The organism is Sphingosinicella sp. BN140058, from assembly GCF_004135585.1.
Lineage (GTDB): Bacteria > Pseudomonadota > Alphaproteobacteria > Sphingomonadales > Sphingomonadaceae > Allosphingosinicella.
The window spans coordinates 185,434-200,145 of record NZ_CP035502.1 but is presented as its reverse complement, the minus strand read 5'-3'; the positions used below and the strand labels follow the sequence as shown (position 1 = coordinate 200,145).

At 62.9% G+C, this 14,712-nt stretch carries 24 protein-coding genes; 22 read left to right on the top strand and 2 right to left on the bottom strand.

Going from position 1 to position 14,712, the window contains the following annotated elements; translation table 11 throughout:
• Positions 1 to 15: 15 nt before the first annotated feature.
• The 8 genes from ETR14_RS27160 (at position 16) to ETR14_RS27125 (ending at position 4,872) form a co-directional block, all read left to right on the top strand.
• Entirely contained in the window at positions 16 to 1,125 is a 1,110-nt protein-coding gene (locus ETR14_RS27160) for a hypothetical protein (RefSeq protein WP_129393070.1), read from the top strand.
• Positions 1,122 to 1,373 (top strand): hypothetical protein, encoded by a 252-nt coding sequence (locus ETR14_RS27155; protein WP_129393067.1) that lies wholly within the window; start codon positions 1,122 to 1,124, stop codon positions 1,371 to 1,373. Before ETR14_RS27160 ends, ETR14_RS27155 begins: the two co-directional genes overlap by 4 nt.
• Before the next feature lie 105 nt (positions 1,374 to 1,478).
• Entirely contained in the window at positions 1,479 to 1,961 is a 483-nt protein-coding gene (locus ETR14_RS27150; RefSeq protein WP_165356672.1) for a hypothetical protein, read from the top strand.
• 74 nt (positions 1,962 to 2,035) lie between these two features.
• Positions 2,036 to 2,512, top strand: coding sequence for a hypothetical protein (locus ETR14_RS27145; RefSeq protein ID WP_129393061.1), 477 nt, complete (start codon positions 2,036 to 2,038; stop codon positions 2,510 to 2,512).
• 11 nt (positions 2,513 to 2,523) lie between these two features.
• Positions 2,524 to 2,889 carry a hypothetical protein gene (locus tag ETR14_RS27140; protein ID WP_129393059.1) on the top strand — a complete coding sequence of 122 codons (366 nt, stop codon included), beginning with the start codon at positions 2,524 to 2,526 and terminating at the stop codon, positions 2,887 to 2,889.
• Between the two features lie 356 nt (positions 2,890 to 3,245).
• The gene (locus ETR14_RS27135) at positions 3,246 to 3,614 is read left to right on the top strand and encodes a hypothetical protein (protein WP_129393057.1); all 369 of its coding nucleotides are present in this window, start codon (positions 3,246 to 3,248) and stop codon (positions 3,612 to 3,614) included.
• A 38-nt stretch (positions 3,615 to 3,652) separates the two neighbouring features.
• Positions 3,653 to 4,228: a TIGR02281 family clan AA aspartic protease gene (locus ETR14_RS27130; RefSeq protein WP_206186128.1), complete on the top strand. Its 576-nt coding sequence runs from the start codon at positions 3,653 to 3,655 to the stop codon at positions 4,226 to 4,228.
• A 104-nt stretch (positions 4,229 to 4,332) separates the two neighbouring features.
• A complete protein-coding gene (locus ETR14_RS27125) occupies positions 4,333 to 4,872 on the top strand; it encodes a hypothetical protein (RefSeq protein ID WP_129393054.1) in 540 nt (179 codons plus the stop codon).
• 388 nt (positions 4,873 to 5,260) lie between these two features.
• Here the strand turns inward: ETR14_RS27125 and ETR14_RS27120 are convergent, their stop codons facing one another.
• A complete protein-coding gene (locus ETR14_RS27120) occupies positions 5,261 to 5,542 on the bottom strand; it encodes an SWIB/MDM2 domain-containing protein (protein ID WP_371416862.1) in 282 nt (93 codons plus the stop codon).
• A 240-nt stretch (positions 5,543 to 5,782) separates the two neighbouring features.
• Here ETR14_RS27120 and clpX point away from each other — a divergent pair, with 240 nt between their 5' ends.
• From clpX to ETR14_RS27100, 4 genes are all read left to right on the top strand, one after another.
• Positions 5,783 to 7,045, top strand: a complete 1,263-nt coding sequence (gene clpX, locus ETR14_RS27115) for an ATP-dependent Clp protease ATP-binding subunit ClpX (RefSeq protein WP_129393049.1) — start codon at positions 5,783 to 5,785, stop codon at positions 7,043 to 7,045.
• 206 nt (positions 7,046 to 7,251) lie between these two features.
• Complete coding sequence (locus tag ETR14_RS27110; protein ID WP_129392925.1) at positions 7,252 to 7,575, top strand: hypothetical protein; 324 nt, start codon at positions 7,252 to 7,254, stop codon at positions 7,573 to 7,575.
• A gap of 190 nt (positions 7,576 to 7,765) precedes the next feature.
• Positions 7,766 to 8,089 (top strand): hypothetical protein, encoded by a 324-nt coding sequence (locus tag ETR14_RS27105; protein WP_129393046.1) that lies wholly within the window; start codon positions 7,766 to 7,768, stop codon positions 8,087 to 8,089.
• Positions 8,090 to 8,191: 102 nt separating this feature from the next.
• Positions 8,192 to 8,497, top strand: coding sequence for a hypothetical protein (locus ETR14_RS27100; RefSeq protein WP_129393043.1), 306 nt, complete (start codon positions 8,192 to 8,194; stop codon positions 8,495 to 8,497).
• Between the two features lie 59 nt (positions 8,498 to 8,556).
• Here the strand turns inward: ETR14_RS27100 and ETR14_RS27095 are convergent, their stop codons facing one another.
• The gene (locus ETR14_RS27095) at positions 8,557 to 8,898 is read right to left on the bottom strand and encodes a hypothetical protein (protein ID WP_129393040.1); all 342 of its coding nucleotides are present in this window, start codon (positions 8,896 to 8,898) and stop codon (positions 8,557 to 8,559) included.
• A 27-nt stretch (positions 8,899 to 8,925) separates the two neighbouring features.
• On the opposite strand from ETR14_RS27095, the gene ETR14_RS27090 reads away from it, so the two are divergent.
• The 10 genes from ETR14_RS27090 to ETR14_RS27045 all read left to right on the top strand — a co-directional run bounded on the left by ETR14_RS27090 (position 8,926) and on the right by ETR14_RS27045 (position 14,655).
• On the top strand, positions 8,926 to 9,312 hold the full coding sequence (locus tag ETR14_RS27090; protein WP_129393037.1) for a hypothetical protein: 387 nt from the start codon (positions 8,926 to 8,928) through the stop codon (positions 9,310 to 9,312).
• Positions 9,313 to 9,318: 6 nt separating this feature from the next.
• On the top strand, positions 9,319 to 9,633 hold the full coding sequence (locus tag ETR14_RS27085; protein ID WP_129393034.1) for a hypothetical protein: 315 nt from the start codon (positions 9,319 to 9,321) through the stop codon (positions 9,631 to 9,633).
• Between the two features lie 279 nt (positions 9,634 to 9,912).
• Positions 9,913 to 10,944, top strand: a complete 1,032-nt coding sequence (locus tag ETR14_RS27080) for a macro domain-containing protein (RefSeq protein WP_129393031.1) — start codon at positions 9,913 to 9,915, stop codon at positions 10,942 to 10,944.
• A gap of 76 nt (positions 10,945 to 11,020) precedes the next feature.
• Complete coding sequence (locus ETR14_RS27075; RefSeq protein ID WP_129393028.1) at positions 11,021 to 11,302, top strand: hypothetical protein; 282 nt, start codon at positions 11,021 to 11,023, stop codon at positions 11,300 to 11,302.
• A gap of 2 nt (positions 11,303 to 11,304) precedes the next feature.
• Positions 11,305 to 11,724 (top strand): hypothetical protein, encoded by a 420-nt coding sequence (locus ETR14_RS27070; protein WP_165356671.1) that lies wholly within the window; start codon positions 11,305 to 11,307, stop codon positions 11,722 to 11,724.
• 534 nt (positions 11,725 to 12,258) lie between these two features.
• The gene (locus ETR14_RS27065; RefSeq protein WP_129393022.1) at positions 12,259 to 12,705 is read left to right on the top strand and encodes a hypothetical protein; all 447 of its coding nucleotides are present in this window, start codon (positions 12,259 to 12,261) and stop codon (positions 12,703 to 12,705) included.
• Positions 12,706 to 12,725: 20 nt separating this feature from the next.
• Positions 12,726 to 13,259: a hypothetical protein gene (locus tag ETR14_RS27060; RefSeq protein ID WP_129393019.1), complete on the top strand. Its 534-nt coding sequence runs from the start codon at positions 12,726 to 12,728 to the stop codon at positions 13,257 to 13,259.
• Between the two features lie 158 nt (positions 13,260 to 13,417).
• Positions 13,418 to 14,113, top strand: coding sequence for a ribonuclease HI (locus tag ETR14_RS27055; RefSeq protein ID WP_129393016.1), 696 nt, complete (start codon positions 13,418 to 13,420; stop codon positions 14,111 to 14,113).
• 21 nt (positions 14,114 to 14,134) lie between these two features.
• The gene (locus tag ETR14_RS27050; RefSeq protein ID WP_129393013.1) at positions 14,135 to 14,344 is read left to right on the top strand and encodes a hypothetical protein; all 210 of its coding nucleotides are present in this window, start codon (positions 14,135 to 14,137) and stop codon (positions 14,342 to 14,344) included.
• Positions 14,345 to 14,352: 8 nt separating this feature from the next.
• Entirely contained in the window at positions 14,353 to 14,655 is a 303-nt protein-coding gene (locus tag ETR14_RS27045) for a hypothetical protein (protein WP_129393010.1), read from the top strand.
• The last annotated feature ends 57 nt before the right edge of the window (positions 14,656 to 14,712 follow it).

Sequence of the window (14,712 nt, the reverse complement as noted above, 5' to 3'; positions counted from 1 at the left end):
ATCTGGAGACGACGCGTGACCAACATAGCTCCTGCCATTCTCGAACGCGCCCAGGTCGAAGTCCTACCTCGGCAACCCACCCGCATCGAGGCCGCCTACTTGGAAGGCCAACCTTGGGGCCAAGCATTCTTGCGCGAGATGGACCTCGTGATCGCCGCAAACGAGTTCGAATCCATCTGCCAGGGATTCGTGCTCTACGACGCAGTCCTTGAGCAACGGGTGGCCGCGTTCTGCCGACCGCTCGACCCGACGGTCGAAGAACGGTTTCTCGGGGTCATCTCACTTGAACAGCTCGGGGACGAGCCGGCGTGGATGACCCTCAAGCGCGCCTTAGCGAGCCTCGCTGAGCAACCTCGCGGCCATTGGGCGGTCTACGAGCAGGCCGGTCGCTTCGACAGCTACATGTCGAATGGTGTCGGCGGCACAGACACGGCCAGCGGCGAGAAGTTCTTGAGCGCGACCCCTGCCGCTCCCAACTTGAGCTTCGACGAGACGTTCCCGCACGTCTACGGCTATGAGGTCTACAAGCGGCGCAGCCGGATCCGAGATGAGATCATCACGGCGTCGGCGGCAGCTGCTAACGTTCAGCCTGGCCGTGTCTTCAAGGACGTTCGCCTGAGCGGCGCAACCTGGTCAAACGTCACCTTCGTAGGCGTCATGCCCAACTACTTCGTTGGTAGAACAAACGCCTACAAGGTCAGGGCCACTCGCCGCGGCGTGCGCGCGCATGAATTCGTTCTCGAGCCGAAGGCGTTCTTCAGCATCGCGAAGCTCCAGCCAGTTATGCCCGCGGCATATGTCGACGACGGCAACCGCGCTCGCCTTCAAACCGTCGGGGAACGTCGCGGCGCTGCGGCCCAGTCCCTCTGGGATCGGCTGCTCTCGACCGACACATCAGAGGCCAGCCGGGCCGAAGCCCTCGCGGTGTTCGACCGGTTGGCAACGGCCAGGTTCGGTCCGTATGCCAGCCGCGCCAGCTTCCGGAGTGAGGGCGACCAGATGTCCCGACCGGCTTACGAGACGGACGGCACAGATCGCCCCGCCCGATCCCACACCTTCATCGTGCGGTTCCGTCCGGGCTCCGACGTAATCACGAGCGCCTCCATCGAAAGGACTTCATCATGACCCTTGACTCCCTTCAAGCGATCGCCCGCGACCTCCTTAGCGAGGATGAGCTTCGACAGCTCGAAGCCATGCGCGAACGTCTTCAACGCGCTCCGATGCCGCCTAGAGGCGCCTGCCGGGAGATACGGTTCGCAATCGAGGACGCCCTGAACGGCGTGATTTCCATTGCTCACGGGTCTTTCGGTCTCGCTCCCAGCTCGTTGAAGGATGCCGCGAGCCGCACGCGCAAGGCGGTCCTCGCTTCCTGACGATCGCTTGGCGATGGAGCGGAGAGATGCTGGTTTTCGAAAATGTCGCTTCGAAAGATCCTCACAAGCCGCTATAAAGATCCAGACTTCTGGAGAACACGACCGATGGACGCCAATTTTTCCTCAGCCGATAATGCCGCCACTGAGGTGTGGCCAGCGGACCTCCCCAATCAGAGCGCAACTGCCGAGCAGTCGTCGTCCATCGGGCAAGCGGAGGATCCCCTCGTTGTTCTGGACGAAGTTCGCCGAACCAACGGCGCGCTTCGGGCCTCGCTTGCTGAGAAGACATCGGAGGCGTCACAGATGCAGCAGCGGCTTGCCGATGCCCTTGAAGAGGTCGAACTCGTCCGGACGGTCCTCCAGGTTGCTGCCATGCGGCGGGCTGGCGTGAATTCCGAAGGAACGCTTACTGAACAACTCATTCGGCATATCACCACGCCAGTGCTCGAGAGATCGTCGGAGGACGACCTTCCTCCGCGACCGGCGCCGCAGCGCTTTGCTCGGCTGGGCTTCGACACCGGGGTCGTAGGGCTCGTCGACGACATCGAGATGGGAGCGGTCGGCCGCAGCCGCATCGAGCGTCGCTGATCGCGTCCACCCGGGCGCGAGCGGCAGGTATCAGTTGAAGCCTTGAGCGAATCCAGTCTCAGGGAAGAAACCAGATGCTCAAGAACCTGATCTTGCTGTCGCTCGTCCTTACGGCGGAAGCCATTGTTGCCGCTCCTGCCAACGCCCAGGGCTTGGGCCGCACGATTGACACCCTGCTCGAGGGCAAGCGTGCAGTCGACAGCTATGCATCACCCTGGAGCTGCCCTTGGATGAAGGGCATCGAGCTCGCTGCATGTCGCCTCAGCCAACTGCGGAGCGGACAGCGCCGGCTCACCGCGGTTCAGAACCGGTATCGAGACGATCGTGCCTCGACCCAGGCCCAGATCGCCCCGCCCGCCGCGCTCGCGGCAAAGGTCCGCGCCACCAGGGCCTCCATCTCTCGTGCGGAGCCGTCCGAGCCGCGCGCCGCGACGGTTCGGCTCGACCATGCACTCCGGGTATGCGCGAGCGGCAACTTCGACGCTTGCGCAGATCTCCAAAAGACTCCCGATCGCGCGCGCGGCCTCCTGTCCCGCTTTACCTCTCGCTGAGCAACGCCATCATGAGCTCCGCACACCTCGTTGCAATCGTAGCCGTTCACCATCGGCATGCTGATGCCCCCACCGTCATCGCCGCCCTGCCTGCCCTTGTTGATCTTCTCAGTCAGAGCCCGGAGGAGCGCATCAGCATCGCTGACATGCTTGGCCGTCGCCTCGACGACCTTGGGATTCTGATCGTGGACCCCGCCGACCACGACGACGGCCGGGGCATTTGGCTCGATCGCGGCTGCTCCCAGATCGAGGTCGCGGCCGCCGAGATGCTCGCTGTCGTCCACTGCGGGACCAGCAAAGCTTCGAACGACCAGGACCATCGAGAGAGCTATCTTGAGCGCAATAGAGCGCCACGCTCGCCCCGCAGAGTGCGCTGATCGATCCGGTCGCGAGCTCCCGCTTTGGGCCGCGTCCACTCGAATCCCCATCCGTATCGCGGCGCGACATGATTCCCTCCCCCCATCGAGGATCATTTCGGCTCCCGATGCCGCACGGAGCGTCGATTCAGGAACATTCGGTATTTGCGGTAAACCTTCGGTTTATACGGGATTGCGGATCCAGACATGATCCTGTAGGACCTTCGGTTATTACGATATCTTAACCATGATCGTAGATATACGGACCCGCCTGTTTCCGATTTTCTTCTAAAATCACCCTGATTAGCGCTTCCATCAGCAGTTTCGGTGCGTCACAATAATTGGCATCGACGCTCACACTAAGGGTGACAAGATCAATGCAGGCATACGATTGGGACGGCTTCCTCAAGCAGGTGAGCCAGAATGACACCCGTGCATATATGATGGTCAGCTGCGACTATGTCGCCGCCGAACTATGCTGGGGTCGCGCCGAGCGCGTGTTCCGCGCAGGCCTCACCGGGGAAGCGCTCGACAAGCTCATCGGCTCCGGCGCCGCCTTGGTCATCTTCGACGACATCGAAAGCGCACAGGCCAGCTATGTCGCTCTCCAGAGCGCAGCCGAGTCCTTCCACGACATCGGCTTCGCATCGATGGTCTTCTATCAGGGCCATTCGCTGCTCGCCTTCGCACAGAACCGCGAGCAGGCCTTGACCACCTCCGAGTACGGTTCCGTCGCCTACATGTAATCTCCCGAAGTGACCTGCACCCACTTGAAAGATCGCCAATGAGCCATCGGCTGAGCGCATTGCCTGGGTCCTCGACGCAGCTTCGGGGTCTTGTTGCAATCATGCTCGCCAGTGGCATCGGGGGCCTCGCCGCCGTTGCTTCGCTGCCTTATGTGACAGCGGCGGCGGCAAGCGCCTACGAGCCACGTTCGCATATCGCGGACGACGGCAGGATCCGGCGCTTGCAGGTTTTCCGCACCAAAGCGCTCACCTACGAAGTTCCGGCCGCGATCAACGGGCACTCTCTCGACATGCTCGTCGACACCGGCGCCAACATCACTGTCCTCACAAGGTCGGACGCCGCGGCGGCCGGGCTCTTGGATGATGTCGCAGGCCACCGGGCCGTGATTGGCATCACAAGAGAGGTCGTGCAGATCGCCCGTGCCGGTCAACATAGGATCGACCTCGGTCCCATTTCCATCGAAGCTGTTCCCGTCGCAATCGACCAAAGCGGCGAACTCAACATGTCCATCCTCGGGCAGGATGCTTTCTGCGGGCTGCGCCGGATCACGATCGAACAAGGCAAGCTCGAGCTCATGCACGACGGCCCGACGGCTACTGGTTGCCCCACTTAGCTCCCTGGCGCCAAGGTCCCCGTTCTCGGCAGGCCAAAGGATCTTCTTCAGAAAATTTTTTCGGGCTCTAGCCGAGTTACGCAGGATGCGGGTATTCTGGAAGCATGATCAAAAACTTCCTCGCCGGCAGGGATGACGCGTTCTGGTCGATTGATTGCAGCACGAGCCCGGCCTCGGATCACGCCGAGCCACATTGGCCGTCATCGGGCGGCCGCACTCATATCGTTCTGTGCATCGAAGACGCGCCTGCTCGGCAAGCCGCATCCAGCCGTCTGACTATCACGGAGGCCCTGTCGCTATCCGCAACCCTGGCCGACGCGGCCGAGCATTGCCGCGAAAACCTGCCCTGGTTCTTCTGGAGAAAGACACGCTCGTTCGAGATCAGCGTCGACCAAGGCGAACAGACCGTCAGCATGACGATCCCGAATGTCCCTAACGAACCGAAGCAACGAGCGACCCTGTTGCTCGATCTCAGGGACGTTCTCGGCCTTGTCGTGGAGATTGCGCAGGCCTCAAGCGCCATGTTGAGCCATGTCGTAAGCCAACCACCGCGGCGCCGCGTCGCTGCTGACCAAGCCCTCCCGAGCGATGCAGAGCAGGAAGGCGACGCTCAGCGAAACTTTCCACTCGCTCTGGTTGCGTGAGATTGTTCCTGCGCATCATCCGGTAACCACGCGCACCGGTCCTCGTCCCACCAGCTCGCTGCCGTAGTTGCGATCGCCGATGCCGCACCTGAATAAGCAGGGAACCAAGAGCCGGCGCCGGATCACTTCGGAGCTGTCGTTCGCTCGGACCCGCGCCCCGCAATCGCCGCGTCGCTTCGTGCGCGGCCAGCAGAAAGCGGGATTGCAGGGAACATGTCCCTCCCATCAGCAGTCAGCCGGAATTCTCGGGCTCATCCCGCCTCGAATTGGGAGTGCCGCACAGATCCGGATTTCCCTAGTGTGTTGCGGCGACCTCCGCATACGGTCCGGCCCGGTTCTCGACCACGCAGGGGCCACCGGCTAAACCGATGGCCCGTCCGGAGGAATCCTACTTCAGGTGCGCCGACAGGAGCTTGTTCATCTCGAACATCGAGACCCGGTCCTTGCCCATCACCGCCTTCATTTTGTCATCGCAATTGATCTCCCGCTTGTTGGCAGGATCCTGCAGGCTGTTCGACCGGATATGGTCCCAAAGCTTGCTCACGACAGAGCTCCGCGGCAGCGGATCGGCACCCACAATGGCCGCCAGCTCCGGTGATGCCGTCAAGGGACGCGACAGCCCACCCCGTGCCTTCTTCACTTCAGCCATGCCTATTCCTTTTCGCTTCAGTTGCGGCGCCTCCTTAGCGGGAGCCTCGCCCAGAGAGAAGGTCGCTACGGCTCTCCGCGGATTCTTCTCGCCGTGCGAATTCGTGCACGACTCCCTGCCCGGCGCCTCCCGTGCTCGGCTGGAAAAATTCTTTAGGTGGTCTTGCGTAGCGCTAAGTCGGGATGCACCCTGCAGGGGCACCCGTTGGGGAAGATTGCTGGCCCTTGGGGCCAGAAGGAAGACTAAGGAAAAGGAGCAGAAGTGCCGGACGAAGGAACCAAGACGGAGCTGCACTGCTCATTCTGCGATGGCGCCCAAAGCGAGGTCGGCATTCTGATCGCCGGCGCTGCGAGCAACATTTGCGGCGGCTGCGTTGATCTTGCCTCGGATGCCGTTCGCCGGCAGCAGGCCGGCAAAGAACGCATCCTCAGCGAGGACACGCCAAGCCCGCGTCAAATCCGCGAGCACCTCGACGGCTACGTCATCGGCCAGGACCGAGCCAAGCGTGTGCTCTCCGTGGCGGTCCACAATCACTACAAGCGCTTGGCGCACGGCGCGGCGGGCGCCGAGGTGGAGCTCGACAAATCTAACATCCTGCTGATTGGGCCGACCGGTACCGGCAAGACGATGCTGGCAAAGGCCCTCGCCCGCATCCTCGACGTGCCATTTGCCGTCTGCGATGCAACGACCTTGACGGAATCCGGCTACGTCGGAGAGGATGTCGACAGCATCGTCACCAAGCTGCTCCAGGCCGCCGACATGAACGTCGAGCGAGCGCAGCGCGGTATCATCTACATCGACGAAATTGACAAGATCGCCCGCAAGGGAGACAGTGCCTCGATCACACGCGACGTTTCTGGTGAAGGCGTCCAGCAGGCCTTGCTGAAGATCATCGAGGGCACGATCGCGAACGTGCGAGGCCAGGTCGGACGGAAGAATCCGATGGAACAAACCATTCAGGTTGATACCTCCAACATCCTCTTCATCTGCGGTGGAGCGTTCGCAGGGCTCGAGCGCATCATCGCCAGCCGCCTTGAGGATAAGTCGATCGGATTCAGCGCGAACGTCGATAGCGGCACAGCCCAGAAGGCAGGGGCTCTCTTCGCCAAGCGCCAGCCCGAGGATCTGGTACGGTTCGGTCTCATCCCTGAGTTCATCGGGCGACTGCCGGTGATCGCAACGCTCGATGACCTGGACGAGGCGATGCTCGTCGACATTCTGACCCAGCCGAAGAACGCCCTGGTTCGTCAGTACCAGAAGCTCTTCGCTCTGGAAGACATCGATCTCGACATTGACGCTGAGGCTCTGACGGCGATCGCGCGGCAGGCTATCAGCCGCAAGACTGGTGCCCGCGGGCTTCGATCGACCATGGAGGAGCTCCTCCTCGACACGATGTACGAACTCCCCGACCTGCGGGCGAGCGTCGAGAAAATCATTGTCGACGGAGAAGTCGTAAAAGGTGCATCCGAACCAAAGCGTGTCCTTCGGCCAGCTAACGACGAAGCGACCGCTATCGCCGCGTGACGTCCCGCCGGAGCAAGCACAATGACCCGCCGAAGCCCAGGCTTCGGCGGGCTTCTTTTTGCCGGCTGCGCCGCGGCCGACCGTCTGCCGATCGGCCTCCGCCTTCGCCCAGCGCCTTCGTGGCGCCGCGCTCACCCAAGGTCAGGATTTGATCAGGGAAAGCGATCCCCATCGAGGGGATGAAATCAAGAAGGACACATCAGATCATGAACGACAACAACGGCACCACCGAGACCCAGGGCAACAACGGGTTCCGCGCGATCTTCCATGCAGACGTCACCGTGGGCGCGGTCGAGACCCGCACGTCGGCCACCAAGGGCGACTACAGCTACATCGCCGGCTCGAAGATCAGCTACAAGGGCCGCGAGAATCTCGGCGTCGTGATGGCGTTCGGCAACCAGCGCGCCGAGGTGCTCGAGCAGCTCGTCGAGGGCAATACCGTGAAGCTCGCGCTGCAGCGCGACGGCGGCACCCTGCGCGTCGTCGGCTTCCCCAAGGAGCGCGCCCCGCGCCAGGCGAAGGCGGCCTAAGCCTCACCAGGCTCGCCACCCGATCAAGGCCCGCCGGCGTCACCGGCGGGCCTTTTTCATTCCATCCGGTCCTCTGATCTCGCGCAAGCCTCCGGCTACGCGACGCGGCCGCTGCGGCACAACCAGCAAGCGATCAGATCACCGGAAGCGGGTCCTCCGACGAGGACGAAAATGAAGTGAGGCTTCCATCATGAACGACAACCACACCCGTCGCCGATCGCGCGCGTTCGTTGCGACCATCACGCCTTCGACCATCGAGGTGAAGAAGTCGCAGCACAGCGCGGAATACATCCTCTGCAGGGACGCTGGCTTCCAGCGTCCCGGCGATCCTCCCCAGGTACGAACGGCGATGGCCTTCGGCGAACTCGCCCAGTCGGTGAAGTCGCTCCTCCGTGAAGGCGAACCCGTCACGCTCGCAGTCCAGTATGACGGCGCTACGATCAAGCTGCTTGGTCCGCCACGCGAAGAGCAGCTCGCCTCTGCAGCCCGCCGGCTCGAACGAGTGGCGGCATAGCCAAGAACCCCCTGCGCCAGCCGGCGCAGGGGGTTCTTTATGGCTGGCACAGCGACTTACGGAATCCCTTCAGGATGAGCTTGATCCAGGAAGGAGATGAAAATGACGCCCTCACTCACAGAGCTCACCGACCTCGGGCTCCTCCACTGGCAGCTCGAAATGGGCTTCCTTCCATCCGTGGTCGTCACCACCAACGGCCTCTGCTCTAACGTTCCCGCCGAGGCGGTGAAGAGCGTCTGGACACCGAACGGCGAATACATCCTCTACGGCGACTTCGCATCGCTCAACGAGAACGAGGTCGAGCTTTCGCTCACCGACAAAACTACCGGCGCCGTCACGATGCAGCTGGCGGACGGAACCTTCATCTCTATCGAGCCAAGCCAGCCGCTCGTTGCCAAGGCCCTCTAAGCGACCGCTCCGCAGCGTTTGCTGATCGTCGCCAGCCCGCCCACGATCTCCAATCAGAGCTAGGGACGGCGCAGACCCAGCGCGAGATAGATCCCCTTCAAGCTGGCGTTGACATTCTGCGCCCGGCCGATCTCGTGATCGCCTGCCAGCGACTTCCAAAACCAGTCGAATTGGTCGCGCTCAGCCCCACTGGCAGCCCATAGATAGGCAAGCGCGAACCCAAGCGCCTTTGAGCGCTGGACCGGCCCCTCGGCCGCAGCTGCTGCAGCCTCTTCTAAGGCCTCTAGGGCCTTATCCCTCAGGGTGTGCTTCGCGAATCCCATGGGCCCGTCTACCGTGCGGAACAAGACAAGAACAAGCCTCCAGCCGGCCGCGCCGGCAACCTCCTCGATCAACTTCATAGGGAGCTCGATCAATGGGAGGAAACAATGGGGCATCCGCAGACCTCGGCGAACTCGCGCAAAACCAATAAGCCTGGGATCTACAGCTACGCGGTTCGAGCCGTAGGACCGCTCCAGCACGTCGCGGCTGGCACACCTGCGGCGCGGCTCTCCTTTGAGGGCGAGCTGCGGACGAAGGACGGTCAGACAAGGCTTCAACCGGTAATCGTCGAGAATACCGACGATAACCCCCACTTGGTCAGCAACGTCGCGGACGCCCTGCGGCGCGGCGATCCGGCTCGACTGCTCGTCTCATTCACCCGCAGAGCCGACACCGGCGTCCACAGCCGCCTCCGGCTCTCGGCCGTCGCGAAGGTTCAGATGATAACCGAGCCGCGTCTCGAGGACCCGCGTCAATTGCTTCTCTTTGGATAGGACAGAATGAAGATCCTTACTCCGATCGACACTGCGAAAGCGCAAGCTCGGGAGAGCGGCCACTTCGTGATCTTCATTCGCGCCCAATCAATCCTACGGCAGGTTCTCTCTCCATCCCAGATCGCACCCCTGCTTGAATCGTTGCTCGCGCCTGCGGCAGCTTTTGGGTCCTGCGCTGCAGAGTTCAGGATCTACAGCGTTGCGGCACGCGTCTATGCAGAGCTCTTGCGGGCTCTTACCTCCCAGATCGGGACTGGTGATGCCGGCCTCCTTCTCATCGGCCGCGAAGGCGAGATTATACAGGCAAACGGGATCTCCTAAGTCCGTGGCTGCGCCTATTTTGTTCTAAGATTGATCCATCTGGGGTGTTCACCCTTCAGATGAGGAAATCCTGACATGGCCTTCGGTCGCCCTTCTCGCTCTGCTCCTGCTTCTTCGGCCTCTGTCCGGTCGCCTTCGGCTCGGTCTGGTGGCGCCGATCGTCGGCCGCGGTCTCGCTTTGACATCCGCCTGATTGCTTCGCTCCTGGCGGCACCCGCAGGCTACGCCGCTTACGCCGGCATCGGCTCGCGCAAGACGCCGCAAGACGTCTGCGACATCATGACGGAGATCGCGCAAGCGCTGGAGGTCCTCGGCTTCACCCTGCGCTCCGGCTTCGCCGGCGGGGCGGACACTGCGTTCGAGCTCGGCACGACCCGAGAGGACCTCCGAGAGATCTTCGCGCCTTGGCGGGGCTTCGGGGCAAATCCCAACTCGAAGTGGGATAAGCCCCGCTGGGACCAGATCCGCCGTCACGAGCGCCTGACCGGCAAGCCGTTCCGTCCCGCGAAGCAGTTGCTCCTCGCCGGCGAGTACATCGGCAAAGCCGAGATTCTCGCAGCCCGCTATCACCGGCTCTGGAACACGCTCCCTCGGTCCTTCCAGCAGCTCCACTCTCGCAACATGGGACAGGTCCTCGGCGCCCGCCTCGACACTCCGGCCCGTTTCGTGATCTGCTGGACTGAGGACGGCGAGGATTCCGGCGGCACCGGACAGGCCATCCGCACCGCGGATGACCTCGGCATCTGCGTCCTCAACCTTCACGACCTCGAGGTTCGCGCCGAGATTCTGCGCGTGCTCGGCATCGCCTTGGGTCCAGCGACGTCGGCGTCGCCGTCGGAGTGCGCAGGCGGAGCTGGTGCTGGATCGGTCCGCTATTGCTCGGGCAACATCGTCGACGACGGTGCAGACCTCCTCGTGAACACGAACAACGTCGTGTCGGTCGCCGGCGCCGGGGTTGCGCTCGCGTTCAAGAAGCGCTTTCCCGAGATCATGCCCGACTATGTCGGCGCGTGCCGGTCTCGCCGACTGAAGCCGGGTGGCTGCCTCCTCTTCCCCCTCCCCGACGGCCGCCGCTGGGCTGCGCTCGCGACGAAGGACCACTGGCGTGATCCCTCGCAGCTCTCCTGGGTCGAGTCCGGCCTTCGCGAGCTCGCGACGCTCGCCCGCGCGGCCGGCATCCGCTCGATCGCGCTGCCGGCACCAGGCTGCGGCAACGGCGGGCTGGATTTCAGGACCGTCGAACCGCTCGTGCTCGACATCCTGAGCGGCTTCGACCTCCGCATCTACGCCCGCTCGACCCGCGCCGCCTGAGCCTCTCGACTCTGATCTGCCTGAGGGCGGCGCCGCGGCGCCGCCCATCCTCCCTGCTTGCCTCAAAAGGACCGATATGTCTGACGACCTTCCCCGCATCACCGATGATAGCAGCTGGGTAGACCTCGCAGAATGCGACCAAGCGCTTGTGCTTGGCACCCTCGAAAGCATCGCGAGCGATTGCCTTGTCGTTCGCTTCTCCGACTGGTCGCAGCTCCTGATCGCCGCCGACGGAGCAGAGAAGCTTGCGCCGATGCTGAACGAGCCCATCCAGATCGAGGTCGAGCGAACCGCGGATGGCATTCTCGCGTCGGCCGATGACATCTCAAACGCGATCGTTGGCTTCGGCACCATATGACCATGCAGGACCTCGCCATGGATCTCCCGCTCGGCGCCGCCCACACGAGGGTGACCTCTACATCTTCCCAGAAAGAGCGTGCGGATCTCCTCCGAGACATTCGCTCCGTCGTGAGTTCGCTCGGCGTTTCGATCGAGGTCACGCCCTACTCGCCCCGTCATGACGTCCTGACGCTGTCTGCCGCGGAACTCCGGGCCGACGTCGACATCGACGCCGCCGACGGCGCAACGCCGTCGATGATCCACTGGCACGGAGCCGGCCGCCCCCTCGTGCCGGTACCCGGCGCCTGGTCCGCGAACGAGATCAACACCGCCCATCGACGGAAGGCAACTTCCTACCCGCCGACGTTCCAAGCCCTTCTTGGAATTTTGGCATGCGGCTTCGCCGCCGCAAACGACGGCTCAGCATTCCAGGAACTTTGAGGTAGCGGCAGCGATGGATCATGCCTTTCCGGTTGGCGGCTGGATCTTTTGCCCTTAAGATGCATCGATCAGGAAACTTCCACGGGGCGTGAGGATCTTTTCGCCTCTGCAAGAACGGGCAAAACACCCATGAACAAAGCCGTTTTTTCCACTCTCCTTTGCGCGACGCTCCTTGCGGGCGCTTCGGCTGCGCAGGCTCAGACAGCGGTGGCGCCAACCGCCGCCGAGTGCGAGGATCTTATCTACGGAGAGGCGGTCGTTCCATCGACGCCCGCCGCCGGCGGGTCCGGGGCAAATAGCGGCGCACCGCCCTGGGTCGCAACGACGCCGGGTACAGGAACCGCTCCAACGCCTGGCACTGGCTCGGCTCCAGGAGCCAAGCCAGGAATCGGCACGGCGCCCCAACCGGGCACTCTCAACTCGGGCACAAAGCCTGGGACGCCGTCAACCGCAACGCCCACGCCGCCGCGTGCGCCAACCCCGAGCCCCGGGCTGCCGACGGGATCGGCCAGCCAGTGCAGCCGAGGCGTCGCCATGGCGCAATCTGAACGGGCGGCCATTCAACGGGCCATGCAGGCCAAGGCCACTCTTCAGGCTGCAGCAAGGAAGTACGGCATAGATTGGCGTATGCTCGCAGCAATCGGCGTCCGAGAGACGAACTTCCTCTCGATCGACAACCCCAATCCGGCTGACCCCGGCATGGGCGTCTTTCAGCTGACGAGGCAGCCGGGCGTGACGAGGGAGCAAGCCCACCACCTCGCTTACGCGGCCGATAAAGCGGCGGCGATCGTTAAGAGCAACATGAGCATTCTCAAAAGCAAGTATCCTCGCTTAACCCCGGCTCAGCTGATGCAGGCAACCTTCGCGTCCTACAATTTCGGTCTCAGGAATATCTCTGGCGACCCGGCGACGATCGACAAAGGCACGACGAGGAACAATTATGGAGAGAATCTTCTCCTTCTGATGAATTGCTTCTCATGAACCCCTCCGAGGAACGAAAAATGCTCAGAAACCTCAGAATGACCAGCCTCTCCACTGCAGCAGCAGCTATGATGGCTATCGCAGCTCTCGGGACTTCGACGGCCTCCGTCGCGCAGGCGCGCAACACCCCGGCATCTCAGGTCAATTCAACGTTCCCGGACTCGATTAAGCGCGCGGCAATCGCGAGCAGCGAAGGCGAGCATGGCAGCATCGCCGGCACCCGGATCGCGAACACCAATTACTTCGTCGTCTACATCAAGTCGCAGGGCTGGTGCGGCAGCGGCGGGTGTCGCGCCCAGATCTGGACGCTAGCTGGCGGCAGGCCCGTCCGCAAGGAGTCGATCTCCGTCGGCTACCTTCCCATTGTTCTGCTCCCCGGCGTGGACAATGGCATGCCGCGCATCGGCGTCACCACCGTTGCCGCTGGCAATCGCCTTGCCATCTTGCCGATCGCATTCGATGGCCAGAGCTACACGAACGCGATGCACGACAATCTCCTCACCCCCAATTCCGGCAAGCCGATCCTTACTCAAGCGATGCTCAGACCGTTCTGACCACATCCCGCAACGGTCTGCTCTCGCGACCCGCCTCGGCATCCCGAGGCGGGTCTTTTTTTTGCCCGCTAACGTGTTCGCTGCCGACAGCGGCCGGGTGAATGGCTCGGTGTCCTCATCGATCTTCTCAGGCTTGAAACCATCATGAGGGATGAAAGATGATCACGATCGCAACCGATGGCAGCTGTATCGGCAACCCCGGCGCTGGCGCCTACGGTCTCGTCGCCCAGGGCAACGGCCTTCTCATCGAACGCGCCATCCCAGTCGCCGCTACGACCAACAATGAGATGGAGCTCCGCGGCCTCCTCGAGGCACTGCTCCTCTACGCAGATAGCCTTCAGTCCCAAGGGCCGGCCACCATCCTCTGCGACAGCCAATTGGCCGTGAAGGGCTACAACGAGTGGTTGGACGGCTGGCGCTCCGGCGGCTGGCGCAAGAAGGGCGGCGCCATCGCACACCTGGCACTTTGGCAGGAGATCGCCTTCCTCAAGTCACTTGTCGGCGATCGAGTTGCTGTCCAGTGGATTCGCGCTCACCAGAATCGCGGCACGATCAACGACCGCGTCGATGCCCTTGCCAACGCGTGCGCCCGCTCTCAACGAGCTGTCAACGGACCAGCACTCCAAGACACCCTCGACGGCTTCGCAGAGCGCCTCGCTGCTGCCTATCCAGGCCGTACCGGGACCGCCGCATCTGTACCCTCCCCTGCGACGATCCGGGCGCCGGGCACTCACACCCCGGAAGATGCCGGCACGGTTCTCTCGGCGGCGCGGCGCCTCATCACCGACCGCCTCGGCTCTGACCCACACGCGATCGCGCTTGTCACTCGCATCGATGCCGTCCTCGCCGCCTGACACCCACAAGGAGAGACACTCATGCGCTTTAGCCCACCACCGCCTCCGGCCGCACGCCGTGCCTTCCTCCGCCTGTTCGGGCGAGAGCAGATGAACGGGCGCGAGCCGTTCACCGGTTCGTATCTCGCCTTCCGTCGTCGCATCAAATGGAACGGCCTCAATGGCTGCTGGATGGTCCAGCTCCAAGGCATTTGGCTCGGCATCGAGCGCGACGGTTACACCCACAGCTAAGGATTGCCATGGCTTACCTTTTCGACATTCGCGACCGCCACGGACGGAAGGCCAATCTGACCGTCCGGAAGCTGGCCGAGGTCCACTCGGAATGGGCCCGCTTTGAGGCCGCACGCGACGCCTTCAACCCATGCATCGAAGGTCGCTGCACCCGCAGCCGGTTCGATGCGCTCCGTTCCGCGGGTGAGCGTCTAATCGCGGCCCAAGAGCGGCTCGGCGTCTGGCTAATCCATCCCGCCAATGCGGTGCCAGGACTTCGCCCGGATGATCCGCGGATCATCGAGGATATCGATGCGCTAATCGCTGCATAATTCATTCGCCCTGCAGCCGTTCGGCAAGGTTGCCAGCTGTGATCACCGTAAAGACCT